Origin of the sequence: Thermanaeromonas sp., from assembly GCF_021890735.1 — a bacterium.
Lineage (GTDB): Bacteria > Bacillota > DSM-521 > Neomoorellales > Neomoorellaceae > Thermanaeromonas.
Genome location: NZ_JAKKUR010000019.1, coordinates 1 through 25,567, shown reverse-complemented (window position 1 = coordinate 25,567; position 25,567 = coordinate 1). Strand labels below are relative to the sequence as shown.

24 protein-coding genes and 2 pseudogenes are annotated in these 25,567 nt (G+C 48.8%); 15 read left to right on the top strand and 11 right to left on the bottom strand.

Going from position 1 to position 25,567, the window contains the following annotated elements; translation table 11 throughout:
- The 6 genes from L5656_RS05520 to L5656_RS05495 all read right to left on the bottom strand — a co-directional run.
- Nucleotides 1-751, bottom strand: a 751-nt coding sequence (locus L5656_RS05520) for a glutamine synthetase beta-grasp domain-containing protein (protein ID WP_297200210.1), incomplete at its 3' end; no start/stop codon positions are given.
- A 162-nt stretch (nucleotides 752-913) separates the two neighbouring features.
- Nucleotides 914-1,252 (bottom strand): P-II family nitrogen regulator, encoded by a 339-nt coding sequence (locus tag L5656_RS05515; protein WP_297200207.1) that lies wholly within the window; start codon nucleotides 1,250-1,252, stop codon nucleotides 914-916.
- A gap of 31 nt (nucleotides 1,253-1,283) precedes the next feature.
- Nucleotides 1,284-2,672 carry an ammonium transporter gene (locus tag L5656_RS05510; RefSeq protein WP_297200204.1) on the bottom strand — a complete coding sequence of 463 codons (1,389 nt, stop codon included), beginning with the start codon at nucleotides 2,670-2,672 and terminating at the stop codon, nucleotides 1,284-1,286.
- Between the two features lie 247 nt (nucleotides 2,673-2,919).
- Complete coding sequence (locus L5656_RS05505; protein WP_297200201.1) at nucleotides 2,920-3,528, bottom strand: hypothetical protein; 609 nt, start codon at nucleotides 3,526-3,528, stop codon at nucleotides 2,920-2,922.
- Nucleotides 3,529-3,650: 122 nt separating this feature from the next.
- Complete coding sequence (locus tag L5656_RS05500) at nucleotides 3,651-5,057, bottom strand: sensor histidine kinase (protein ID WP_297200198.1); 1,407 nt, start codon at nucleotides 5,055-5,057, stop codon at nucleotides 3,651-3,653.
- Between the two features lie 15 nt (nucleotides 5,058-5,072).
- Nucleotides 5,073-5,738, bottom strand: a complete 666-nt coding sequence (locus tag L5656_RS05495; RefSeq protein WP_366017967.1) for a response regulator transcription factor — start codon at nucleotides 5,736-5,738, stop codon at nucleotides 5,073-5,075.
- A 361-nt stretch (nucleotides 5,739-6,099) separates the two neighbouring features.
- Between L5656_RS05495 and L5656_RS05490 the strand changes: the two genes are divergently transcribed.
- From L5656_RS05490 to L5656_RS05450, 10 genes and pseudogenes are all read left to right on the top strand, one after another.
- Nucleotides 6,100-7,410, top strand: a complete 1,311-nt coding sequence (locus L5656_RS05490) for a glycosyltransferase family 4 protein (protein WP_428849297.1) — start codon at nucleotides 6,100-6,102, stop codon at nucleotides 7,408-7,410.
- 44 nt (nucleotides 7,411-7,454) lie between these two features.
- Nucleotides 7,455-9,908, top strand: coding sequence for a sugar phosphate nucleotidyltransferase (locus L5656_RS05485; protein ID WP_297200190.1), 2,454 nt, complete (start codon nucleotides 7,455-7,457; stop codon nucleotides 9,906-9,908).
- A 128-nt stretch (nucleotides 9,909-10,036) separates the two neighbouring features.
- A complete protein-coding gene (locus L5656_RS05480; RefSeq protein WP_297200187.1) occupies nucleotides 10,037-10,813 on the top strand; it encodes a DeoR/GlpR family DNA-binding transcription regulator in 777 nt (258 codons plus the stop codon).
- A gap of 21 nt (nucleotides 10,814-10,834) precedes the next feature.
- Nucleotides 10,835-12,133: a four-carbon acid sugar kinase family protein gene (locus L5656_RS05475; protein WP_297200184.1), complete on the top strand. Its 1,299-nt coding sequence runs from the start codon at nucleotides 10,835-10,837 to the stop codon at nucleotides 12,131-12,133.
- A complete protein-coding gene (pdxA, locus tag L5656_RS05470) occupies nucleotides 12,106-13,167 on the top strand; it encodes a 4-hydroxythreonine-4-phosphate dehydrogenase PdxA (protein ID WP_366017961.1) in 1,062 nt (353 codons plus the stop codon). Before L5656_RS05475 ends, pdxA begins: the two co-directional genes overlap by 28 nt.
- A 21-nt stretch (nucleotides 13,168-13,188) precedes the next feature.
- On the top strand, nucleotides 13,189-14,571 hold the full coding sequence (locus L5656_RS05465) for a GntP family permease (protein ID WP_297200178.1): 1,383 nt from the start codon (nucleotides 13,189-13,191) through the stop codon (nucleotides 14,569-14,571).
- Nucleotides 14,572-14,726: 155 nt separating this feature from the next.
- Nucleotides 14,727-15,266 (top strand): annotated as a pseudogene (locus tag L5656_RS11370) (2-oxoacid:acceptor oxidoreductase family protein); the annotation flags it as partial.
- 93 nt (nucleotides 15,267-15,359) lie between these two features.
- Complete coding sequence (locus tag L5656_RS11365) at nucleotides 15,360-15,641, top strand: 4Fe-4S binding protein (RefSeq protein WP_366017965.1); 282 nt, start codon at nucleotides 15,360-15,362, stop codon at nucleotides 15,639-15,641.
- Nucleotides 15,625-16,752 (top strand): transketolase C-terminal domain-containing protein, encoded by a 1,128-nt coding sequence (locus L5656_RS05455; RefSeq protein ID WP_297200172.1) that lies wholly within the window; start codon nucleotides 15,625-15,627, stop codon nucleotides 16,750-16,752. Before L5656_RS11365 ends, L5656_RS05455 begins: the two co-directional genes overlap by 17 nt.
- A gap of 49 nt (nucleotides 16,753-16,801) precedes the next feature.
- On the top strand, nucleotides 16,802-17,611 hold the full coding sequence (locus L5656_RS05450) for a thiamine pyrophosphate-dependent enzyme (RefSeq protein ID WP_297200169.1): 810 nt from the start codon (nucleotides 16,802-16,804) through the stop codon (nucleotides 17,609-17,611).
- On the opposite strand, the gene L5656_RS05445 is transcribed toward L5656_RS05450, so the two are convergent.
- From L5656_RS05445 to L5656_RS05430, 4 genes are all read right to left on the bottom strand, one after another.
- Nucleotides 17,556-17,999, bottom strand: coding sequence for a PaaI family thioesterase (locus L5656_RS05445; protein ID WP_297200166.1), 444 nt, complete (start codon nucleotides 17,997-17,999; stop codon nucleotides 17,556-17,558). The genes L5656_RS05450 and L5656_RS05445 overlap by 56 nt on opposite strands.
- A gap of 13 nt (nucleotides 18,000-18,012) precedes the next feature.
- Nucleotides 18,013-18,498: a flavin reductase family protein gene (locus L5656_RS05440; RefSeq protein ID WP_297200162.1), complete on the bottom strand. Its 486-nt coding sequence runs from the start codon at nucleotides 18,496-18,498 to the stop codon at nucleotides 18,013-18,015.
- A gap of 70 nt (nucleotides 18,499-18,568) precedes the next feature.
- The gene (locus L5656_RS05435) at nucleotides 18,569-20,164 is read right to left on the bottom strand and encodes a glycoside hydrolase family 57 protein (protein WP_297200159.1); all 1,596 of its coding nucleotides are present in this window, start codon (nucleotides 20,162-20,164) and stop codon (nucleotides 18,569-18,571) included.
- A 15-nt stretch (nucleotides 20,165-20,179) separates the two neighbouring features.
- Complete coding sequence (locus L5656_RS05430; protein WP_297200156.1) at nucleotides 20,180-20,776, bottom strand: DUF4912 domain-containing protein; 597 nt, start codon at nucleotides 20,774-20,776, stop codon at nucleotides 20,180-20,182.
- A 155-nt stretch (nucleotides 20,777-20,931) separates the two neighbouring features.
- On the opposite strand from L5656_RS05430, the gene L5656_RS05425 reads away from it, so the two are divergent.
- From L5656_RS05425 to L5656_RS05410, 4 genes and pseudogenes are all read left to right on the top strand, one after another.
- Entirely contained in the window at nucleotides 20,932-22,920 is a 1,989-nt protein-coding gene (locus L5656_RS05425) for a glycoside hydrolase family 15 protein (RefSeq protein ID WP_297200153.1), read from the top strand.
- A 5-nt stretch (nucleotides 22,921-22,925) separates the two neighbouring features.
- Nucleotides 22,926-23,633 (top strand): CPBP family intramembrane glutamic endopeptidase, encoded by a 708-nt coding sequence (locus tag L5656_RS05420; RefSeq protein WP_297200150.1) that lies wholly within the window; start codon nucleotides 22,926-22,928, stop codon nucleotides 23,631-23,633.
- 60 nt (nucleotides 23,634-23,693) lie between these two features.
- The gene (locus L5656_RS05415) at nucleotides 23,694-24,689 is read left to right on the top strand and encodes a hypothetical protein (protein WP_297200147.1); all 996 of its coding nucleotides are present in this window, start codon (nucleotides 23,694-23,696) and stop codon (nucleotides 24,687-24,689) included.
- An 88-nt stretch (nucleotides 24,690-24,777) separates the two neighbouring features.
- Nucleotides 24,778-24,918: pseudogene (locus tag L5656_RS05410) on the top strand (phosphoenolpyruvate carboxykinase (ATP)); the annotation flags it as partial.
- 75 nt (nucleotides 24,919-24,993) lie between these two features.
- Here the strand turns inward: L5656_RS05410 and L5656_RS05405 are convergent.
- The gene (locus tag L5656_RS05405) at nucleotides 24,994-25,230 is read right to left on the bottom strand and encodes a YkoF family thiamine/hydroxymethylpyrimidine-binding protein (RefSeq protein WP_297200145.1); all 237 of its coding nucleotides are present in this window, start codon (nucleotides 25,228-25,230) and stop codon (nucleotides 24,994-24,996) included.
- Between the two features lie 113 nt (nucleotides 25,231-25,343).
- On the opposite strand from L5656_RS05405, the gene L5656_RS05400 reads away from it, so the two are divergent.
- The coding region (locus tag L5656_RS05400) for an endonuclease III domain-containing protein (RefSeq protein ID WP_428849296.1) at nucleotides 25,344-25,567 on the top strand (224 nt) is incomplete at its 3' end.

Sequence of the window (25,567 nt, the reverse complement as noted above, 5' to 3'; positions counted from 1 at the left end):
GCTTGCGGGCTACGTTTTTAACAATGTATTTATATAAGAGCAACTGGTCGGCCATTTTGGTTAATGTTGCATATTTCATATCGATTTCGCACTGGCCAGCAGTGGCTACTTCATGGTGATGGCATTCCACTTTGATGCCACACTGCTCCATAACCATAACCATTTCTGTGCGTAGGTTTTGTAGACTGTCTGTGGGCGGCACCGGGAAATAACCTTCTTTATAACGAGGTTTATATCCCAGGTTGGGTCGTTCTTCTGCTCCAGAATTCCAGAATCCTTCCTTGGAGTCTAGAAAGTAGTAGCCATAATGGTAATTCTGATCGAAACGTACATCATCGAAGATAAAAAACTCAGCTTCCGGTCCCCAATAGCTGGTATCAGCGATTCCAGTAGATTTAAGGTATTCTTCGGCCTTTTGGGCTACATAACGGGGATCGCGTTCGAAATTTTTCCTAGTAACCGGGTCAACAACATTACAGATAAAACTTAAAGTGGGCGTGTCACAAAAGGGATCTATAAAGGCGGTATCCAGGTCTGGCACGAGAAGCATGTCGCTCTCGTGGATCTCCTTGAACCCCCGTATGCTAGAGCCGTCGAAGCCAAACCCTTCTACTAAACTTTTTTCATCTACTTCGGAAAGGGGTACGCTGAAATGCTGCCACAGACCTGGCAGATCAATAAACTTGAGATCTACCATCTTAATCCCCGTATCTTTAGCCCAAGTTAAAAGTTCTTCTGGTTTTCTTCCCATAAAGTTTAAAGCCTCCCCCCAAAGTAATTATTTGTTTTTAAGAAAAAAAGCCCCAGCGACATTTAAAGCTTAGTCGCTGAGGCTTCTTTGCCTCGCCAAAATCCTAGGACTCCCTTGCCCTATATAAGTTAGATTTTTAGATGGCCAAGTTACTTGTACTGATTAAATTGCCTGTTCTCCGCGTTCTTCTGTACGAATGCGGATAGCATCCTCAACAGGATAGATGAATATTTTTCCATCACCTATATGTCCTGTCTTGGCATTTTCTATTATAATCTTCAGAGCTTCCTCCAGGTACTCCTCCGGTACTACGATCTCAATTTTAACCTTGGGGAGGAGGTCTATAGTATAAACACTGCCCCGATAAACTTCCGTTTTACCTTTCTGCAACCCACAACCTGTAACATGGGTTACCGTCATACCCCGGATCCCAAACTGTCCTAGGGACTCTTTAACTTTTTCTAGCTTTTCCGGGCGGATTATGGCCTCAACCTTGCGCATAAACTCTCCCTTTCTTTTATTATCCTTAGTTTTAAGGCATGCTCTTGCCCACCAATATCTCTGCTGCTACTTGACCCTCATTTCCGTTATCAACCTGCAACGCTGCTACGGGCATATCTGGGTAGGCATCCTCGCCATGCTGGGATAGGTCCAGTCCCACTTCCTCCTCTTCAGCACTGGCCCTTAAAGGTGTAAGCAATCCCACTACTTTAAGGATTACAAAGGTAACAGCTGCGACAAAGGACCAAGCTGCCAGAACAGCTATAAACTGCGTCATTAATAGGGAAGGATTGCCATAAAATAAACCGTTGTTACCTGCCGGGTTCACAGCTTGCGAGGCAAACAGACCGGTAGCCAGAGACCCCCACGTGCCTCCTATACCGTGACAACCAAAGGCGTCAAGGGCATCGTCATAACCCATCCTCTTCTTTAGGACACTCACTGCAAGACAGCAAAGTATCCCGGCTATTACGCCAATAATTATGGAGGATAAAGGTGTTACGTAACCCGCGGCAGGTGTAATAGCCACCAATCCTGCAATAGCTCCACTTGCTGCTCCCAATACAGTCGGTTTTCCATGGAGTATCCACTCGGTGAACATCCAACCCAGGACAGCTGCTCCTGCTGCTGTATTGGTGGTAATAAAGGCATTGCTGGCTAGCTCAGAGGCTGCCAGGGCACTGCCCGCATTAAACCCGAACCATCCAAACCATAAAAGGGCAGTTTCCATAACCGTCATAGGTAAATTATGCGGAGGCATGGGTAACTTGCCATACCCCTTTCGCTGGCCTAAAACTAGGGCAGCCACTAGACCTGCTACACCGGCGCTGATATGCACCACCGTACCGCCTGCAAAATCCAGAGCTCCCAGATTGCGCAACCACCCATTTACACCCCATACCCAATGGGCTAAAGGATCGTAAACAAAAGTTGCCCAAAGTAAAACGAACAGCAAATAAGCAGGAAACCGCATTCTTTCAGCAATAGCTCCAGAAATCAAAGCCGGTGTAATTATAGCAAACATGAGCTGAAAGGCAGCGAACACTTGATGGGGAATGCTAGGTGCATAGTCGGGATTAGGAGCTAGTCCCACCTGGTGGAAACCTGCCCAACTGAGGTTTCCTATAATGTTACCTACGTCTGGCCCAAAGGCTAAGGAATAGCCTATGAGTATCCATTGTACTGAAATAAGAGCCATGACAATGAAGCTTTGCATGATGGTATTTAAAACGTTTTTCCTTCTCACCATACCACCATAGAACAGCGCTAAACCGGGAGTCATAAGCATAACCAGCGCAGAAGCAACAAGTAGAAAGGCGGTATCGCCCGTATTTATGTTTTGCGTCTCCGCTGCCCAAGCTGTACCAGAGAGACTACTCCACCATACCCACCATAATACAGCCGCGACGAAGAACCGCATAAAATATCCCGACATCTTCGCCGGCGGCTGCAGCCAAATTGTTCTGGGCTAGCCCGTGTATAAATAAAAAAGCTGCTAACACACGCATCTATAAGCGTGCTAGCAGCTTCCTCGCTGTTAAGTTAGGCAGCAGCGCCTGTCGTAGCTTTTCTTAAAACTGATTATATCAGACTACTTAACATTGTCAAGGGGACTTTTTTGTTCTTTTTGGCACGGCCTTGACTTTCTGTCGTTATTTTTAGATCTTCTACCGTTTGGTTCCTAGTTTACCAAAATCTATCTTTTCTAGATGGGAGAGAATCTGCTGGGCCTTCTCAGCAGTTAACTTACCTTGGCTTACCTGGTTGTCCAGTTCAGCCTTTTTGTCAGCCAGCCATTTTTCTTTAAGCTGCTCTAAAGTAAAACCTTTAGCCTTAGCTATTTCTTCCAGTGTTTTACCGGATTTAAGCTCATCTCTAAGTTCTTGAGGGGTCATCCCCAGGATACCGGCTATATCTCCTACTAGACCGCGAGCTAAACCCTTGCCGAACTTATGTGGACCGCCCCAACCCATGAATTTTCCTATGGGTGCCCATTGGCCTTTCTCTATAGCTTCCTTTAGTTTTTGGGCCTTGTCAGCCGGGAGCAGGCCTTGTTGCACTGCCTCATCTAAGGTTTGAGTACCGGCCGTTTTCAAGGCCTCTTGCAATTTAGATACGTCGATACCCAAGTTAGCTGCTAGTTTTTCCCAGAAAAGTTGATGTAGACTATAGCGTGGTGTTGGGGTGTTGGTCTGGGCTAGGGCTACGCTCGCTCCCAGAAGGCTTAACACCAGCAACAACACAGCACCTAAAAGGATTACCTTCTTTTTATTCAAGGCTCAAGCACCTCCTTGAGGTTATTTCGTAGTTTAGTATAGAGCAAGAAGCTTAAAATAAAATAAGAAGAAGTTAAGAAAAAGTTAAGAAAGGTCCTCTCCTCAATTAAACTAAAAAAGGCCTAGTCGGGTAGCTTAGGCAGGTAAACAGTAAAGGTGCTCCCTTGGCCAGGCTGGCTTTCTACCGTAATTTTTCCTTCGTGCTGTTCTACGATCCAGCGGGCTATGGCCAGGCCCAAGCCAGTACCACCGTAACGCCGACTAGCTTCCCCTCGATAAAAGCGTTCAAAAATATGGGGTAGATCTTCTGGTGGAATACCCCTGCCTGTATCAACAATAGCGACTGCCACCTCTTGGCCTTGCAAAGCAGCCTTTAAAGCCACCTTTCCTTCTGGAGGTGTATATTTAAAGGCGTTGTCTAAAAGTATAAAGAACAATTGTTTAAGAAAGTCTTCATTTCCCAGGATCTGTTGGCCCTCTAATTCGGTCAAACCGGAATAAGAAAAGGAAGCTCGCCCCAGGAAAGGCGCCTTACGGACAATTTCTTGTAACAGCTTCCCAATATTTAAAGGGTGGCGCTCGAGGGTAAAACCAGCATCAGCACGGGCCAGGGTTAAAAGGTTGTTCAGCATGCGGCTCATACGTTCGGCTTCACTGGCTATATCGGCCAAAGCCTCTGGCTCAAGGGGGGTGCCCGTGGAAGCCATATGTTGCAAAAGCTCTATATTACCTCGAATGGTGGTTAAAGGTGTGCGTAGTTCATGAGAGACATCGGCTACAAAACGCCGCTGAGAAGCATAAGCTTCTTCTAGCCTTAAGTAGGCATTTTGGAGGCGGGAAAGCATACCGTTAAAGGTTGCTGCTAACCTTCCCACTTCATCCATAGGCCCTTCATAAGGTACTCGCCTCGCCAGATCACGCCCTTCACTGATTTCCTCGGCGATCTGAATCATCCGATCGATGGGACGCAAGGCTGCCCTGGCTAGAAAATATCCTAGGCTTGCAGCGGTAATTAACACCAGCAAGCTAAGAAACAACAAAATTTTCTTTAGCCCACTTAAAATACCTAAAATAGGGTATAGAAGCCGACCAACCTGGAGTAAGCCTACCGGCTGGTCGCCTAAGTAGAGGGGAAAATTATATAGACGAAGAACTTGATTTCCTACCTCCCTAGTTTCGAAAAAAGCTATCCCCTGACTAATTTTGGCTAAGGTATCTCTGTCTACTGGTAGATGTTGGTTTCCTAGATTGCGTGAACGGGCGACTATTTCCCCTTCCAAGTCTACTACTTGTAAGAAAGTATCCGGGCTAGAAAAAACATTGACATCTGGTAATATAATTCCTTGCTGGCGTAAAAAACGGCTTACCTTAATAGAACGTTTTACTTCTTGAGCTTTATTAGCTAGGGAATAATCTACTTCCCTGGCTAGATAATGGGAAAGCAAAGCATAAACTAATCCACCAAGGAGAAGTAAAGTAAAGGCCAGAACTGCAGTATACCAGAGGGTAAGGCGGCATCTCAAGGTCACGGGTTCTGCCACCCTTCATTTAAGAACATAGCCCACCCCTCGCACTGTATGAATAAGGCGGGGTTCCCCGCCTGCTTCTAGCTTGCTACGCAGATAACCTATATAGACATCTAAAACATTGGATTCTCCACTGTAATCATAACCCCAGATTTTAGTCATAAGTTCTTCCCGCGTCAATACCTGCCTCGGATGGCGCAGGAAAAGTTCCAAAAGCTCATATTCCTTGGCTGTAAGCTGAAATACCCTATTCCCCCGCTGGGCCTCTCGGGTTGCTGTATTTAGTTGAAGATCAGCGTATCTTAATACTTCCTTTTCAGGCGTCCGGTGGCGGCGTAAGAGGGCGCGGATGCGAGCCAACAATTCTTCTAAAGCAAAGGGTTTAACTAAGTAATCATCGGCTCCGCTATCGAGCCCCAGGACCCGGTCGGCTGTTTCATCCCGGGCCGTAAGCATTAAAATAGGTACATCGCTTTGCTGTCGTATTTTCTTACATACTTCTATCCCGTCTAAATCAGGCAGCATAAGGTCCAAAATTATTAAATCAGGTTGGTTGGTGGCCAGGGCCAGGGCTGTATAGCCATTGCTGGCCACCAGCACTTCATAACCTTCATAGAGGAGTATCCTCTTTAGCAAGGAGGTAATTTTTTCATCATCATCTACGATTAAAATACGGGCTTTCAGCTCTGTCACCTTCTTTCCTTAAAACCCCTTTGACTATACTTTACACAGCTTAATATAACTTACAACTGGACATTTGTAGGATTCGACATTACGGGTATTTCTTCCTTTTCTTAGTTTAGCAGATTGTTATCCGATATTCCCGTAACCAAAAGTCTATCTGGGCGAGATAAGCGAGGAGCTGAGGGAGCCTCAGACCTAAATTGGAGGCGACACGTTTAACTCAAATGTTGTCAAAATGGGGTTCGAACATGTATTAACCTGGGCTGGTGTTGCCACAATATAAAAATGGTGATGTAGTGTGCGCCTGCTTCATCTTTCCTGGGAATATCCCCCCTACAGTGTAGGGGGGCTTGCTCGCCATGTGGAAGATTTAACCCAAGCGTTGGTACAAGAAAACCAAGAAGTACATGTCCTCACCATAGGCCAAGCGGGCGAGGAACAGCTACATTCTTGGCGGCAAAAAGGGGTTTTCGTCCACCGGGTGGAGGCTTATCCTATCCATACCCCCGATTTTCTCACCTGGGTGTTACAGCTAAATATTCGCTTCTTGGAAGAAGCTATGCGGTTATTTTCTACGGCTGGCCCGTTTCATCTTATTCATGCCCACGACTGGTTGGTAGCCTTTGCCGGCCGGGCCTTGAAGCACGCCCACCGTATACCCTTAGTGGCTACTATCCATGCCACCGAAGCCGGACGTAACCGGGGGATACATAACGATCTCCAGCGTTATATCCATAGCGTAGAATGGTGGCTTACCTATGAAGCCTGGAAGGTCATAGTTTGCAGCCAGCATATGCGGGAAGAAGTACAAGGGCTTTTCCAGGTACCCCCGGATAAAATAACCGTAATACCCAACGGAGTGGTAGTATCTAAATTCAGCAGTGTCCAGGTGGACCCGGGGTTACGGCAGCGATATGCCCTTCCTTATGAAAAGATCATTTTTTTTGTAGGGCGGCTGGTGGTGGAAAAAGGGGTCCAGGTGCTTTTGGAAGCCATGCCTAAAGTTTTGGAGGCATGTCCTGAGGCCAAGCTAGTGGTAGCCGGGCAGGGGCCTATGGAAGGGGAACTGAAGGGAAGGGCCTGGGAGCTAGGTATAGCCCATAAAGTGGCCTTCACCGGTTACATAGATGACCGTACTCGTAACCAGCTTTACCGGGTAGCCGATGTAGCTGTTTTCCCCAGCCTTTACGAACCTTTTGGGATAGTTGCTTTGGAGGCCATGGCTGCTGGAGTACCGGTAGTGGTCAGCGAAACAGGAGGTTTAAAAGAGATCGTCACCCATCAAGTCAACGGCCTAAGGGCTTTTCCAGGCAATCCCAATTCCTTAGCTGATAACATTATTGCCATTCTACGAGATAAAGCTTTGGCTTCTGCTTTAAGGAAGGCCGCCGGCCGTCTGGTGAAGGAAGTATATGATTGGAGGCAGATAGCCCGCCGTACTCTGGAACTTTATTATGGGGTATATGAGGAATATCGTCGTACACCTTGGTCGGAACGCTCATCGGTTATCCATCGCTTCAGGCGTTATGCTTCAGCCTTAGCCGGTTATAACGAAGGGAAGGCTTCTTTTAAAGAGACGCCGGAGGGGGACCTTATGGGAGGCCGGTATGACCTGGTGGGGTACCGGGCGGCGCTGGTAAATCAAAAGCGCGGCCGGGAGGGTTTGATTTAGCATACTGGTTCGGGATTTAAAGCGAATAGGCGGAGGTATAAGACATGAAAGCGATTATCATGGCTGGAGGAGAAGGAACTAGACTAAGGCCTTTAACTTGTCGCCGTCCCAAACCTTTGGTCCCCGTGGCCAACCGTCCTGTCATGGAGTATTGTGTCGAACTTCTGCGCCAGCACGGCTTTAAAGATATAGGGGTTACCCTGCAGTATCTTCCAGATCAGGTGCAAGAGTACTTTGGGGACGGTAGCGATTTCGGTGTTCGCTTCCATTATTTTGTAGAGGAAGAACCCCTGGGCACTGCGGGAAGCGTAAAAAATGCAGCCCGCTTCCTAAATGAAACATTTATAGTAGTAAGTGGCGATGCTTTGACCGATTTTGATCTATCCCAGGCAGTAAAGTTTCACCGGGAGCGGGGGGCTATAGCTACCCTGGTTCTGACACGGGTGGAGAACCCGCTAGAGTACGGTGTGGTCATCACGGATCTTTCCGGCCGTATCCGGGCCTTCCTAGAAAAGCCCAGCTGGGGTGAGGTCTTTAGCGATAGGGTGAATACTGGTATTTATGTTCTGGAACCCGAAGTTTTAAATTGGGTGCCGGAGGGCAAGGCCTTTGATTTTAGCAAAGACTTATTCCCCTTACTTTTGCAGGAGGGGCAACCGCTATTCGCTATTACCCTGGAAGGATACTGGTGCGATATTGGTAATATTAACCAATACTGGCAAGCTCATCAAGATGTGCTATCCGGTAAAGTCAAGGTAAAGGTATTAGGTGAAGATCACGGTAGAGGATTGGTGATAGGTGAAGGGGTGGAGATCCACCCGGAAGCTGAAATTAAAGGTCCGGTGCTTATAGGTAGTTTTTGCTGTATTGAAAGAGGAGCCAAGGTAGGACCGTTTACAGTTTTAGGCCCCTATTGTCACATAAGCCGGGAGGCTAAGGTAGAGCGGTCTGTCCTGTGGGATAATGTTAAGGTAGGACCTGGAGCCTGGGTAGAAGGCGGTATCCTTTTAAACGGCGCTATTTTAGAGGGCAACTCCCGGGTTCTAGAAGGTGCTGTTATAGGAAGCGGTAGCCGTGTAGAAGCGAGGGCCGAGGTCCGTCCAGGTGTTAAAGTTTGGCCCCAAAAGTCAGTAGGGGAAGGTACCGTGTTGCGGGATTCCCTTATCTGGGGTCAAGGGATCAGTAGGCCTCTTTTTATAGGGAGCGCAGCTCCCTTAAGACTGGGGGATAATTTAAGCCCGGGTCAAGCTACCCGGTTGGGCGCGGCTTTCGGGTCTACCTTTAAGCCCGGTGCTTCTTTAGGGGTGAGTACCTATAGAGGAGGTACCGGAGAGATGCTTTACAAGGCAGTGGTTGCCGGCCTTTTAAGCTCTGGCGTAAAAGTAGTGGAAATGGGGAAATTGCTTACACCTGTGTTCCGTTTCGGCATCCGGGCTTTAAGGCTTCAAGGAGGATGCCTTATCAAGGAGGATGCCCTGACTTTAGATAAGGCATGGCTTCACTTTATGAATAGCAGCGGTGCCGATCTTATCCCGGGGGAGGTAAGGAAGGTAGAAAACCTTTACTGGCGGGAGGAAACCAGGGCTTCACAGGGGGATCAAATTGTAGAGAGTGCCTACCAACCGGGGCTGGAGGAAGCCTATGAAGATTACCTGCTAAATAATTTAGATACAGAGGCTATAAGCCGCCGGGGTTTACGGGTGGCCTTGGGATGTCAAGGGGGAAGTGCAGAGCTTTCCAGCAGGTTGTTATCTCGCGCGGGATGTGAGGTTATACGCTTGGATTTTGCTCCCCGGCAAAGTTGGAACGAAATTAACGAGCAATTGGGCTCCTTTGCTGATGAAGTCCGTCGCTACGGAGCTGATCTGGGTGCGATAATAGATAAGAATGGCGAAAGGTTGCTACTCCTCGATGCTAACGGTTTTGTAGTAGAGGAGACCAGTAGAGTGGCCCTTTTAACTCAAGTGTACCTGGAAGAAACAGACCGGAAAAGCCTGACCTTGCCTATGGCCGCTCCTCGGGCGGCCGAACTGGTGGCCCAAAAACTAGGGGGGCAAATAAGGCGGGTAAAAAACCATCCCGGTATACTCCAAGAAGCGGTTTTAAAAGAGGAGGGCCCGGGTCGTTATTCCCAATTTAGCCTCCAGTTCGATGCTTTAGCTGCTCTACTTTACCTTATAGATTGGTTGGTGAGGAGGGATATCCCATTAAGCGAAGCGGTGGCCAGGTTGCCGGCTGTTTACCGTAGCACTAGAGAGGTAGACTGCCCTTGGGAGGATAAAGGGCGGGTCATGCGTGCCTTAATAGATAGAGAAAGGGAGGGGCAGTTACAGCTTTTGGATGGCTTGCAGGTAAGTTATCCCCAGGGATGGGCCCTTATCTTTCCAGATGAAGAGGAACCGGTATACCGGGTATATAGTGAGGCCTTTTCTCAAGAAGCCGCAGAAGAGCTAGCTGGCTTTTTCGAGAGCCGGATAAAGGAGATACTTGGTATGTAAATTCTTTTTTTCACAAAGCAGGAAAAGAAAAAACGGTTAGAGAATAACATAATTAAACATTAAGAAACAGTTACAAGCATTATAGCTCGGGTCTATCGAACATTATTAAACAATGAAGGAGTTTCCCCATGCTCACCTTGGAGCGCAGGCAGAAGATTTTACAGTGGGTATTGCGAGAAGGACGGGCCGAGGTGGGGGAGCTCGCCTCGGCGTTTGGGGTTTCCACCATGACTATCCGGAGGGACCTTAAAGCTTTGGAGGATGAGGGGCTCCTGACAAGATCTAGAGGAGGGGCATTGCCTAAAAATGGCTTAATAGGAGAGATCCCTTACCGTTCGAAGGCTACTTCTCATTTGGAACTTAAGAAGGGAATCGCCAAGGTAGCTGCTGATTTGGTAGAAAACAACGACACGGTGATTCTGGATGCAGGTTCCACCACCTTGGAAGTGGCTCGGTGTTTAAAAAGATCCAAAGAGAATTTGACTATAGTTACGAACGATTTAAACATTGCTATGGAACTCGCTGACGTACCGGGATTTAAGGTATTAACTACTGGAGGTGAGGTCCAACCTGGTGTATATTGCCTGCTCGGAGAAGAAGCCCTTTCTTTCTTACGTTCTATAACTGTGAACATAGCTTTTTTGGGAGCCGGAGCCGTTGATTTAACAGGTTTATACACCCCGACCTTAGATAAGGTTTACTTAAAGAGGGCTATGATAGGCAGTGCCGGTAAGGTGGTACTGGTGGCGGATCATACCAAATTTGGGCGCAAGGCTTTTGCGAAAGTTTGCGAGCTTAAAGCTATGGACTTTATTATTACCGACAACGGGCTGGCTCCACAGGTGGTAGCTGAGATAGAACGGCTGGGGGTTAACCTAATTCTAGCTGAACCTGAAAAAAGATAATTTCGGGAAGGTCGGCGTAAAATGGCGAAATGGGCAGTGGTCGCAGATGATCTGACGGGTTCTAATGCCACGGGGGTATTATTCGTAAAGAAAGGTCTAAAGGTAGTAACGGTTGTTAATTATCAAATGCTACCTGAATTAGTAAGTATTACCCCGAATTATCATGGCCTCATTGTCAATACCTTTAGCCGAGGGATATCTCCCGATGAGGCGCGGAAGCGTGTTGAAGAAACAGCTACTATTCTCCGTAAAGCGGGGGTCTCCTATTTTGGGAAAAGGATTGATAGTACGGCTAGGGGCAATCTAGGGGCAGAGATAGAGGGGATGTTAAGTGCCCTTGGCCCTGAATATATAGCGGTGGTGGTACCAGCTTATCCTGCTTCCGGGAGAATAGTAGTGGGAGGATATCTCCTAGTTAACGGGGTACCCGTAGAGCGGACGGAAGTGGGACGGGATCCTAAAACTCCCGTAGATACCTCAGAAGTTTCCTCTATAATAGCCCGGCAGTCTTCCCTGCCCCAGGGTTTTATTCCTTTAAAAATAGTAGTTCGGGGTCCGGAGGCTATTAAGGCCGAACTTTTGGGAGAGATCGCCCGAGGGCGCCGGATTATAGTGGTTGACGCTGTTTCAGATCAAGATATCGAAAGCATAGCTGAAGCTGTGTTCAGGGCAGGGATAAAAGCTTTTGCGGTAGATCCAGGTCCGTTCAGTTCTGCCCTGTTAACCAAATGGGCAGGGAGCAGCTTTAATGTGGAGCAAGGCAAGGTTTTGGTGGTATCTGGTAGTGCCAGTTCCTTAACCCGGGTGCAGCTGGGATACCTAGGCGAGAAGTACGGAGCTAGTTTCATAAACATAGATGTAAGGCAGTTGTTAAACAACAGTCAAAGTTTAGACATGGAGAAGGCTATAATCAATAGGCTTAAAGTGTTAAGTCGGGAGTCTAACGTTTTTGGACTCCGAGTTGCAGAGAAGGAAGATATGGTTCTTAACCTTGAAACCGAAGCTAGGGCCCGGGGGCTCAGCACGGAGGAGGTATCAAGCCTTATCACTACTTTTTTAGCCCGTATAGCCCGTGAGGTATTAAGGTTGGGAATCCCTAACTTGAAGGGAGTGTATCTCACGGGTGGAGATATGACGGTGGCTTTCTGTGAAGCTTGTCATGCTGAGGGAATAGAGCTCAAAGGAGAGGTATTGCCCCTTGCAGCTTATGGGGTTTTGATAGGAGGCGAGTTTGCTGGTTTACCTATTGTAACTAAGGGCGGGTTGGTAGGAGGTCCTGAAGGTGCCTTCAAATGTGTGGAATACTTATTAAAAACATAAGTTTAAGGAGTGAAACTGCTTTGGCAAATAAGCCTTTGATTGGTATCACCCTAGGAGATCCGGCAGGAATTGGACCGGAGATCGTAGTTAAAGCGCTAGCTAATAAAGAGATTTACGATGTAGTTAATCCTGTGGTTATAGGGGAGAAAAAAGCACTGGAAAAAGCCCTAGAATTAACAGGGTTAAGTTTGGAACTAAACCCGGTGGAAAAGCCCTGTGAGGGACGGTACCGGTGGGGAAGTATAGATTTTATTGACTTAAAAAACCTAGAAACAGAGATCCCTATAGGTAAGGTAAGCCCTTTAGCTGGGAAAGCCGCTTTTGAGTTTATTAAGAAAGCCATTGAACTGGCCCTAAATGATGAGATCGATGGAGTGGCTACCGCTCCGATAAATAAGGAGGCTATTCACGGAGCAGGTATAAACTTTATCGGCCATACGGAGATGTTTACCGAACTTACAGGGAGTAAGAATACTTTGACCATGTTTCAAGTACAAAACTTGCGCATCTTTTTCTTAACCCGCCACATATCTTTACTTCAAGCCTGTATGCAGGTCACCGCTGACCGTATTGCGAAAACGTTATTCCTTTGCGAGGAGGCTCTCCGTACTTTGGGGTTTGAAAAGCCTCGTTTGGCTGTGGCGGCCCTTAATCCGCATGGAGGGGAAGGGGGGCTTTTTGGCGATGAGGAGATAAAGGAGATAATACCGGCTGTTGAGCAAGCTCGGGCTCGGGGTTTAAGGGTAGAAGGACCCATTGCTGCAGATTCTGTTTTCTACCTGGCCAATAAGGGCTACTTTGACGCTGTACTTTCCCTTTACCATGATCAAGGACATATAGCGGCTAAAATGTTGGACTTTGAACGTACGGTAAGTGTTACCACGGGATTACCCTTCATCCGTACCTCTGTCGATCACGGTACTGCTTTTGATATTGCCGGAAAGGGGGTGGCCAGTTCTGTGAGTATGGAAGAAGCTATCAAGGTTGCAGGGAGCTACGCCTTCAGGGTGAAGCGCAATAAGAGGCGAAGTTAGACTTAGCAAGGAGGGATTTTTATGCCCGGCGCTTCTGGGATGCAAATGATTGTGGGACTAGTAATAGGAGTTATAGTGTTAGTGTTTTTGATCTTGAGGACCAAGATTCATGCTTTTCCAGCCCTTATTATAGCAGCTTCTTTGACAGGCCTTATAGGTGGTATGCCACCGGCAGTAGGAGATGTAAATGTAGCTAAATCCATTACTACCGGTTTTGGGAATACTTTGGCCAGCATAGGCATTGTTATCGGTTTTGGGGTAATGATGGGTCGGTTGTTGGAGGTATCTGGTGCTGCTGAACGGATGGCATATACATTTTTAAAGTATTTAGGCCGCGGCAAAGAGGAGTGGGCTCTAGCCGCTACAGGTTATGTGGTGTCTATCCCCATCTTTTGCGATTCTGGTTTTGTTATCCTTTCGCCCCTAGCTAAAGCCCTTTCCTCAAAAACCAAGAAGTCCATATTAACCTTGGGTGTAGCTTTAGCTATGGGTTTGGTAGCTACGCACCATGCCATACCGCCTACCCCTGGTCCTCTGGCTGTTGCGGGTATTTTTAAAGTGGATGTAGGGAAAATGATCCTCGCGGGATTAGTATTTGCTCTGCCGGTCACTATAGCCGGTGTGCTTTATGCCCGCTGGTTGGGAAAGAAAATATACCAGCTGCCTAGCGAAGATGGGACAGGATGGGTAAGGTTAAAGTACGAACCTTCTACAATAACGAGTATATCCTTAGCGGACAGACCAGACTTGCCTTCGGCTTTTATGTCTTTCGCCCCTATTGTAGTTCCTGTTATTTTAATTATCTTTAATACTGTCCTATCTGCGCTCAAATTGAATCAAACCTGGGCCCAATATTTAATATTCTTAGGTAATCCTGTTATAGCAGTGGGTATCGGGCTTATAATAGCTATTTACGGGCTTGCTCCTAAGCTTTCACGCCCAGAGGTCATTAAAAGAATGGAAGAAGGGGTTGCTTCAGCAGGTATCATAATTTTAGTTACTGGGGCCGGAGGCGCCTTGGGTCAAGTGCTCCGCGATAGCGGGGCTGGTAACTATATTGCCAAGCTTATAGCCAGCACACCCATGCCACCGGTATTGTTGCCCTTCATCGTAGCTACGATAGTACGGTTGGTACAGGGTAGCGGTACGGTAGCCATGATAACATCTGCCTCCATTACAGCTCCTATTTTAGCTGGGCTTCCTGTTAATCCTCTGATTGCGGCTCAGGCAGCAGCCTTAGGGGCGATGGTATATTCCTACTTTAACGATAGCTATTTCTGGGTGGTAAATCGGCTTCTGGGTGTAGAGGATGTTAAAGAGCAGACTCTTACCTGGTCTATACCGACCACTATCGGTTGGCTAGTGTCGCTAGTGCTTATATTGATAGCTGACGCCATTTTATAAAATTTACTTAGACGGAGAGCAGAAAGAGTCTACAAGAAACGGAGATGGATGATTCGAGGCCTGATTAAGGCCTCTTTTTTATTAGGAAAACCCTGGCTGAACCGGTGCCTTCTGGGGTATAATCTGTAACGAGAGCCATATAAAGGGGTGTCTTTATGCTTCAGATACGGTGGCACGGCCGGGGAGGTCAGGGGGTGGTAACTGCTGCCCGTATTTTCGGACGGGCGGCAGCCATTTACGGAGGGAAGTACGCCCAATCCTTTCCCTATTTTGGGACTGAAAGAAGGGGTGCGCCGGTCACAGCCTTTACCCGGCTGTCTGAACAGCCCATCCGGGACCGCAGCCAGGTGTATGAACCGGATTGCGTGGTGGTATTAGACGAGACGTTGCTGGAAAGCGTGGACGTTCTCCAAGGCTTGCGCCCAGGCGGGATATTGGTTTTAAATGGGTCTCGGACAAACCATCAGGGTTTAAAGTTTAAATTGCCAGAGAACACGGCCTTTTATCAAATAGAGGTTACCTCTTTAGCTCAAGAGATCCTAGGGGTTCCCATTGTCAACACAGCCATGGTAAGTGTTTTGGCTGCCGTTACAAGCTGGGTACCTTGGGAAGCAATAAAAAAGGCCATACAAGATATCCTGCCTTCCCATTTGGTAGAGAAAAACTTGCGCCTGGCCGAAGAAGCCTTTCACCGGGCCCTTGCTTTAAGGCAGGTTGCCAGTTCACAAGGAGGCGAAGGGGAGCCAAATTCTAAATCAAAAGGCAACCTCCATCTCCCTGCTGATAACTTGCAGCCCAACCTTCCCACTCCGCATCTTGTAGCTAGGACGGGATCTTGGCGTATCCAACGACCAGTAATAGACCCGTGGAAATGTAATGATTGCCTGATTTGCTGGCTGTTTTGCCCGGAGGGTTCTATCCGGAGGGGTGAAAGTTGCACAAGTATTGATCTTACATATTGTAAAGGATGCGGTATATGTGCCCGGGAATGCCCCCGCCAGGCTATACATATGGTAGACGAGGCTTTGATATCCCAGGGAGAAGGTGAAAGGCTTGCGGGAATATCTTAACGGTAACGAGGCCGTAGCCCACGCCGTGCGCCTGGCCAGGGCGGAAGTAGTAGCCGCCTATCCTATTACCCCCCAGTCCACCATAGTGGAAGAAATAGCAGCCCAGATTGCCCGGGGAGAGATGGAAGCCGAATATATACGAGTAGAATCAGAACATGCTGCCCTGGCTGCCTGTTTCGGTGCCGCGGTAAGCGGAAGCCGGGTCTTTACAGCCACCTCTTCCCAGGGCTTAGCATACATGTTCGAGATGCTCCATTATGTTAGCGGAGCCCGGATACCTATGGTGATGGCCGTAGCTAACCGGGGGCTGGCCGCGCCCTGGACCATCTGGGCCGACCACCAGGATAGCGTTTCCTGCCGTGATACTGGCTGGATCCAGCTTTATGTAGAGACTGCACAAGAGGCCCTGGATACCTGCCTTCAGGCTTACAAAATAGCAGAGGATCCCCGAGTTTTAACCCCTGTAATGCTCTGCCTGGATGGGTACGTACTTTCCCATACCGAAGAAATATTGGATATACCTTCCCAGGAGGATGTGGACCGCTTTTTACCGCCCTACAGGCCACAGGTTTTAGTGGATACCCGGAGACCGGTGGTCTTTGGGGTAGGAGCGGGCCCGGACATTTATCCCTCCTTCAAAAAAGCCCAGCAGGAAGCTATGGAAAGAGCTAAAGAAGTGATTAAGAGGGTGGATGAAGAGTTTTATGCCTTTTTCGGGCGCAGGTACGGCGGTCTGGTGGAGGAGTACAGATGCCATGATGCTGAGGTAGTCCTTGTCACTTTAGGGGCTATTACCGGCACAGCGCGGGAGGTAGTGGACTCTTTACGGCGGGAGGGGGCCAAGGTGGGGGTCTTACGCCTGCGGGCCCTAAGGCCTTTCCCCGTGGAGGATTTACGGGAGAGCGTAAAGAGCGCTCGGGTAGTAGCAGTGCTCGATAGGAACTGTTCTTTCGGGTATGAAGGGGTAGTATGTACGGAAGTTAAGGCAGCCCTTTTTGGATTAAAACAGCCGCCGAGCGTAATTGGCTTTGTCGCCGGACTGGGGGGCCAGGATATTCGAAAGGAGAATATCGAAGGTATTTTTAGGAGCTGCTTTAATTCGGACGTGTGACCTTTGAAAAAATATGGAGGGCGGCCCGCAAGGAAAGGGGGAAATACTCTTGAAGATCCGAGATTTACCTGAGGATGAACTGGTTGTGGGTTCCTTTGCCTGTGCCGGATGCGGAGGGATACTGGCTGTACGCCTGGCTCTGAAAATACTGGGGCCGGAAACGGTAATTGTTACCACCCCCAGTTGCCTGTTAGGTGTTACCACTTTCTACCCCCAGCTTGCCTTTAAAGTGCCTTGTGTCAATGTTACCTTCCCCAGTACTGCAGCGGCAGTGTCCGGGGTGGTAGCGGGGCTTAAGCGCCGGGGCAAAGAGCATATAACAGTCTTGGGCATTGCCGGGGATGGCGGCACGGTGGATATAGGGTTGCAGGCCCTTTCTGGAGCTATCGAGAGGGGAGATAATTTTATTTTTCTATGCTACGATAACGAGGCCTATATGAACACTGGCGTGCAACGCAGCGGATCCACACCTTTAGGTGCTCACACCACTACTACGCCGGTAGGGGAAATGCTTAAGGGTGAGGATAGACCCAAGAAGGATATGCTTAGAATAGTGGCCGCCCATGACATACCTTATGCCGCTACAGCCAGCATAGGTTACCCCCAGGATTACTTGCGTAAAATACAAAAGGCTAAAGAAACTAAAGGACCTGCTTACATACAGGTGTTATCTCCCTGTCCACCAGGCTGGGGCTATCCCAGTGATTTAACTGTGCATCTTGCGCGCCTTGCCGTCCAGACCGGAGCTTGGACCCTGGCTGAGTATGAACAAGGGAAACTCACGGTCAAAAAAATAGACCATCCTAAGCCTTTAAGGGAGTACCTTTCCCTCCAGGCCCGTTTCGCTCATTTAATTTAGGTAGCATCATCTCGGCTTGGGCTTCAGCCGCTCGCTCGCCAGTGGGCAGCTCGGCCCAGGCTTCTAATTTAAAGTAAGGTGGCCTTTGTTTAAGGAGCCGGCTCACACAGAGGAGTTCCTGACCTATGGGTATAGGTTTACGGTAGCGTACTTCCAGGCGGGCCGTCACAGCCTGATACCCGAGCTTCAAGAGGTGGTTGGCCATGAGCTCATCCAGGACGGTGGCTACTAATCCCCCGTGCAATATACCGTTATAACCCTGGTGGTAAGGGTGAGGGGTAAACCGGGTGTATACACACCCGTCCTCGCGCATGAAGAATTTGAGGTGCAGCCCGACGGGATTGTCAAGGCTGCACCCGAAACAGAGATTGGTGCCCCCAGGTTCCATAGGCCTTCCCCGGTTAACTCCAGCGGGTTATCTCGTGCTGGTAGTAGAGTAAGGGTTTCCGTGAAGGGTCGACACTAGCGGCTAAGACCTGGCCTACTATAATGACGTGGTCACCGCTTTTATACTCTCCTGTTACCTTACATTCTAGATTGGCCAAACAATCCTTTAAGCGCGGGGTATGTACGGCTTTAGAAGGTTCTAGCTCTAACCCTAAGGCCTTGATCTTGTCCGTATCCCTTCCCGAGTGAGAGCCGCAGAAACTAGCTATTTTTTCCTGATCTTCGGCTAAAAGGGAAAGAACGAACTCCCCTGTATCTCTCAGGAGCTCCAGTACGTACCTTTGAGGGTGTAGGGATACTGTAATTTGGGGCGGGTCCAAGGATTCCTGTGTTACCCAAGCCACTGTAGTGATATCGTGGATTTCGCCCTTTTTAGTTCCTATTACAGCACAAGGGCATACTATTTTGCCCAGTCCTTCACTAATGCTGGCCTCGCGCATGGCCTTGACCCCCCTGACAGAAACTTATGGCGTAAGGTCACCCACTCCATATTATACCATATAGTAAATGTTATATTCCCTCGCTGGCAAAGACACGGTAGTTTAGATCCGGGAAAATATTATCTATCTCTTCCAGCTCCTTGAGCCATTCTTCATCTATACTTCTTTGCTCTATTTCCTCCTTTAATTTCCAGAAATTTAATAGATGCTTCTTAGTCCGTGCTACAGCATAGTCTACCATGGTTCCCGTTTTCATGATAAAGGCCCAGTCGCTGCTTTGGGCCAGTAAAAGCTCCCTGGCTGCTTGGTTTAGAGCCCGCCGGATTAACTCATCCTGCAGAGCTACAAACCGGTTGGCCAAATTTATCATAGCTTCAGCAGCATTGTGGAGGTGGCGGTAAATCCAGTCGTTGGACCCGTCCAGCCATACCTCATTATAACCGTTATTTCCCCAGCTGGACATACAAGGTGTGGCCGGCTGGTTTACGGGAAAATGCTTAAGATAGTCGCTGGGAGTGATGAAAACAAAAGGCTGGTGAGCCAGGGAGGCCACTTGCCGGAAAAGGGATTCTAACCACTGGGGGCCTTCAAACCACCAGTGACCGAAGAGCTCGGCATCGTAGGGGCACACCACGATGGGAGGTCTGTCCATGTAAGTGGCCAAGTATTTGATCTGGTGCTCCCGGTTGAAAAGGAAGTTTCCGGCATGAATTTTGGCCTTTTCGCTGGCCCATTCTGGGACATAGGGCTCTTTCCATTCGGTCTTCCCGGTGATGCGGTAGTATTTTAGCCCTGTATCCACCCTTAAGCCCGAAGGGTGAATATAGGGTTTGATATATTCATAATCGAGGTCGTACCCGATATCCCTGTAAAATTCACGATAATCGAAGTCGCCGGGGTACCCCTCTTGGGCGCTCCACACCTGTTCCGAGGATTCTAAGTCCCGCCCGAAGGCGGCTACGCCGGAGGGGGTAACTACCGGGGCAAAGATACTATAACGCGGCCTGGGCGTGGCATATAAGATTCCGTGAGCATCTAAAAAGAAATACCTGATATTGTATTTCTTCAGGATTACATCATCACCTGGATTATACCCGCACTCGGGTAACCACAGTCCTGTCGGTGGCCGGCCGAAAAGACGGAGGTGGTTGTGGACGGCCACTTCTACCTGAGCCCGTACAACCTCACGTTGCAGGCCGATAAGGGGAAGATACCCGTGGGTGGCCGCACAGGTGATGAGTTCTATGGCTCCTTCTTCTTGTAATTCTCGGAAGGCTGTTATAAGGTTTCCGCGGTAGTAACTATAGGTGCGGTAGATTTCTTCAAACTGCTTCTGGTACATGCGCGCCACCAGGTGAAACCGGGAATCGTTTCTTGTACGCCATACTTCCTTGGCTGCCAGCTCCCGCAAGCGTTCCAGATACTTTAAATAACGTTTTTGCATGAAGTTGTCCGCCATCATGCTGGCTAAAGGGGGGCTTAAGGAAACCGTTAGCCGGACGGGTACCTTATCCTCCAGCAACCGGTGGACCATTTGAATTAGGGGAATATAGGTCTCTGTCACGGCTTCGTGGTACCATTTTTCCGCTAAAGAATATTCTTCTTCCGGGTGGCGCACAAAGGGGAGGTGGGCGTGCAATACTAACGCTACGTACCCTAAAGGCATAAAAGTTTTCTTTTTTCACCTCCGGGGCTGTAGTAAAACGGGAGAACTGATACCCGGTGCCGGTCCTTTGCCCACTCCTGCTCCCTGCCAGCAGGCTTCCAAGGGGGGCCAAAGGGGATCTATAACTTTGCTGGGCTGGTCTGCCGGTGTAGTAACAATATTAGAGCGGACTAAAGCGATAAAACCATAATGTGGGTGGTACCGTCCGAGGTCGATACAAAAGGTGCTTTGAGGCCTACCCACATGGATGTACCAGTTATCGGCAGCATCGGTTATGGCGATTTCGAAATAAGGTGCGTGTAGAAAATCGAAAGCGGCACCTGTCAAGTCGTAAACCCGCAGAACCGGCTGAGATGCTTCCCAAGATCCGGGCCCATAGCGCCTTTCAAATTCTGCTTTTTTTTCAGGGGTTATCTCCCAATATACGTACAGCCAGTAAGGATCCTTAACCAAAGCTATGATTTGATCCTTACCGTACCTAGGCGGAAGTTCTGGAGTTGCCGGCGGGACGGGAAGGGGTTTTTTTTCTGCGGGCTTCCTTTTATATGTGAAATACCAGTAGAGAATGCCGGCTACTATTCCCACAAGTATTAACGCCAAGACTAATTCCATAAGAAAGCTCCTTTCCTACATCTAGATTAGTCTCTACTCAACCGGCTATATAATCCTTTAACATAAGTGGAATAATAACTCATGCTTATTATGTCCAGAAGAGAAAAGTTTATTGAGGTCGATTTTTGGCAGGTCAGTCAGGAGGAGACTTTAATTTGCCGCGAGAGCTAGTACTGGGAAACGGCCGCCTTTTAATTAATTTTGATGGGCGTTTTAATATGCGTGATCTATATTTCCCTCACGTGGGTGGGCCTAACCATATTGCCCATTTGGGAGGAGAAAAAGGGAAGATAGGGTTCTGGGTGGACCACAAGTTTAGCTGGCTAGAGGAAAAAGATTGGAAGATAAATATCGGTTATAAACCCGGTACCCTAAATGGCAGGGTGGAGGCCGTAAACAGGGAATTGCAGATCGGACTGGAAGCAGAAAATGCAGTTCATTTTAACCTAAACGTTTATCTTAAGCGTTTATATATACGCAACCTAGCCCCTAATTCGCGCGAGATCCGTGTCTTTTTCTACCATGATTTTACCCTTAAGGAGTCTTCTCTGGGAGATACTGGTATTTATCTTCCAGATAGGGGTGTGCTTTTGCATTATAAACGGGGATTATACTTCCTTATTAATGGGCGCGCCGGGGACCGGGGTTTTTACCAGTATGCAGTGGGTAATAAGCGTTTCCAGGGGGCAGAGGGAACATGGAGGGATGCCGAGGACGGGCGCTTGGAGGGTAATCCCGTGCATCACGGTTCGGTGGATAGCACCGTGAGCTTTAGCCTTAATCTGGCCTCGAATGAAGAAGGCGTCATAGATTACTGGTTGGTGGCCGGTACGGGTTGGGAGGAAGTTAGAGAGCTTGATGAGCTTGTCTTAACTAAAGGCTTAAGTTCACTTCTGGCCGAGAACGAAGCTTACTGGCGTTCTTGGGCATCAAGAGACGAACGGGATTTTGCGGATTTACCGGAAAAAGTAGAAGAGCTTTATACCCAGAGCCTCTTAATAATCCGGGCCCACAGCGACAGTCAGGGAGCTATACTGGCTGCTACAGATAGCGATATCCTGTATGAGGCGAGGGACCATTACGGGTATTGCTGGCCCCGGGATGGGGCCTTTACTGCCCTGGCCCTAGATCAAGCAGGCTATAGAGAAGTTTCTATTCCCTTTTATTACTACTGTGCACGTATTATGGATCCCAAAGGATATTTTTATCAGAAATACAACGCAGATACGAGCCTGGGTTCCACGTGGTTACCCCCCTTGCAGCAGGGGCGGGCTGTCCTCCCTATTCAAGAAGACGAGACAGGCCTTGTCCTTTGGGCCTTGGGGCTAGGTTACCGGCGTTATAAGGACTGGAAGCTTCTTCATGATCTTTACCCTCGCCTGGTACGCCCGCTGGCACAGTTTTTAGCTTCTTATCGAGACCCCGCTACCGGACTTCCCTTGCCCAGCTATGATCTTTGGGAGGAACGTTACGGAGTGTTCACCTTTACCTCGGCAGCAGCCCTGGCCGGCCTTTTAATGGCCAGTGAGCTGGCGGGAGCCTTCGGGCGGAATGATGACGCTGAAGGATACTTGCGTGCTGCTCGAGAGATAAAGGAAAGTATGGTAAAATATCTTTATTCGCCGGAGTTAGGTCGTTTTGTACGGGGAATTTATGGGCAGAAGGGAGGGGGGATGCAGGCGGACTATACCTTAGATGCAAGCCTGCTATATCTAGGGTTTCTCGACTTTTGGCCCGAAGAAAACTTTAGGGTACGCCGAACTATAAAGGCCGTCCGCGAAGGCCTTTGGGTACGGACCCAGGTGGGCGGGCTCGCCAGATACACGGGCGATTATTACTTCAGGCGTAGTGACGATATATACTCTGTCCCGGGCAATCCCTGGCTGGTTTGTACCCTGTGGCTGGCTGCTTGGCTGGCTAAGACGGCCGAGAATTTGGAGGAACTAGCTGAAGCCCGGGCCCTCCTTGAGTGGGCCTCTGAAAGGGCTACACCGGGAGGTATGCTTCCCGAACAGCTTCATCCCTATACAGGAGAGCCCCTTTCGGTTTCTCCTTTAACATGGTCCCATGCTAGCCTGGTGAGTGCCGTAGAAACGTACCTCGACCGTTGGCGAGCTCTTACCGGAGGAAAGCATAAGAGGTGAAATCTGTGGTTAAAGAGTCTCGGGATATCCCGCCTTGGACCGTTAGAGATAGCCTGGCAGTCCTGCTTTTGCTTGCCGCCTCAGGATATGGCACGGGTTTTGTCTTAAGGTGGGCGGGCTGGCGACCCCCGTTAGCCTACCAGCTCTTACTGGCAGGGGGAATGCAGGCTGTAGCCGTACTATGCGGGGTTTATTACTTAGTAAGATTCAAATACGGCCGGAGCCTGGAGGAAGTAGGCTTAAAGTGGCGTAACCTAGGGCGTTCGTTGGGGCTGGGATTGGGGGGTGGAGTTATAATTTTTTTAATAGTGATCCTGCTGGGAGGCTTACTACAGCGCTTTCTACCCGAGCCCGCTCCCCAGCCCTTCGCCGAGTTGGTAAGGAGGGCGCGGGGCTTCCGGGACCTTCTCCTCCCCCTGTTCATAGCCTCCTTTTTGGCCCCTATTACAGAGGAGGTCTACTTTCGCGGCTTCTTTTATCCAGTACTGAAGGCGCGATATGGAACTCTGGCAGGGCAATTAGGCAGCAGCCTTCTTTTTGCCTTCCTCCATTTTGATTTATTTCGCTTTCTCCCTCTAGCCGTGGGAGGGTGGGGCCTGGCTTATTTGTACGAGCGAAGCGGATCCTTGATAGCTCCGGTGGTGGCCCACGGGACCTGGAACGCCATCATGATTTTACTTTTATTCTTCTCTTTAAAGGTCCTCCCCCATTGACTTTGATTTTACGGTACCCTTTGCCGGGCTCCGTCATAGTATAAGGCGGGGCCCTTTACCGTGTACAACTCTCTCATTAAAGAAGAGGCGAGATGGATTATTACTTCCTGCCAGCTTCCTTCGGGGGCCATCATCACTTCTTATCCGGGAAATCCCCGCATAGTTCCCTATTTTGCTCATCTAGCCCTTTACGGTGTCGTTGAGGCCGGTGGTTACGAAGAGCAGGTAAAAGCCTATCTTAACTGGTATGTACGTCACTTGGAGCTACCCGACCGGTTTGGCGTTTACGGAACGGTCTACGATTATACCGTAACCGCCGATGGCCGGGAAATACCGGAAGGAAGCTACGATTCTTCTGATGCTTACGCAGCTACCTTTCTTACCCTTGCCTGGCGCTATTATTTGGCTACCCGGGATAAGAGCTGGTTTAAGGAACATAAAGATGAGCTAGAAATGGTGGCCGGGGCTATTTTAGCTACCCGGGATAAAGATGGCCTCACTTTCGCCAGGCCGGACTGGCGAGTGAAATACCTCATGGACAACTGCGAAGTCTATGAAGGGCTACAAAATTATGCCTTTCTCCAGGACGGGGTGTGGGGGGATAAACATAAGGCTTTCTTTTATCAAGAGCTAGCCGGTAAATTAAAGGAAGCCGTTTTTCGCAAAATGTGGGCAGGTGAAGGTTTCTGCCCGGCTATTTATGCCTTCGGCCTGAGGTTGCGACCTAATTGGAGAAAGTGGTATCCCGACGCCCTGGCGCAACTCTTCCCCCTTATCTGTGGTGTTTTAAAACCTGAAGACAAGAAAGCACGTATTATTTATAGCGCCTTTTTACGTAACTATCCTAACTGGCACAAAGATATCTCACCCCTTTCTTTCAGTACTCCTTTGGTGGCCTGGGCAGCGGCCCTCATGGGTGATAGCCAACGCCTGAAAACGTATTTTAAGGGGGTGGAAGAGAATATCTTGAAGGCAGGTCGACCCTGGCCGTGGCATGCAGCTGAGGGAGGGGTTCTTATCCTCGCCCTAAGATTACAGCCGCCAAATTTACCCTAAGGCCTTGTGTTAAGGATACAGTATACTTTATTTCCTTTTGTTGACGCTTCTCTACCATTATGGTATATTGCAGTCGGTTTTAAAGATTTTTACAGTGATATGCGCTCCTGGGTTTAAGGCCGAACCCGAAATAGACGGCACGCGTTCAAAAGCTTTTATAATTCTAAACCTGGAAGAGAAGCTTATCCTTATAGGAGGTAGTAGCTACGCGGGCGAGATAAAGAAATCCGAGCTCGTCGCTGTGGGACCAAGGGCGGCCTAAGAGGCCGAAGCCCCCTCTTTAAAAAAGAGGGGGCTTTAAAGATTAATGGGCAGCATTGGAGAGGGTAACCACCATGCTCACTTCACCAGACTGGCTGGCCTTTTCAAACATTCCCCGTAATCCAGCCCAGACTCGATCTTCCGGGCCATGTACATGGGTGCTCAAGGATCCCACCTCGTATTCTAACCTCTGAGCGTTTAGTACTTGGATGGATTCATTGATGATTTCGCTGGCCCGGGTCGTCTTCTGGGGGTAAAGGCTTACCTCCGCGCAAAGCATATTTTTCCTCCTTTTTGGGGCTTAATGGTTTAAAGCTAGGTGAAGGACAGGTTGTCTGTTACACAATTTTTCGTGACTCTTTCTATTTAGGTTTAGTTGAAAGAAGGGATTTTATGCAGGAAGAAAATAAAGTACGGGCCATCTTACAACTTTTGCGCGAGGCTTATCCACAAGCTGGACCCCAGCTACGTTTCCGCAATCCTTACGAGTTATTGATAGCAGCAATACTTTCAGCCCAGACGTCGGACCGCCAGGTTAACAAAGTTACGGAGAAGCTTTTTACCCGATATCCTGGGCCGGAAGATTTGGCTAAGGCTTCTCCCGAAGAAGTAGCCGA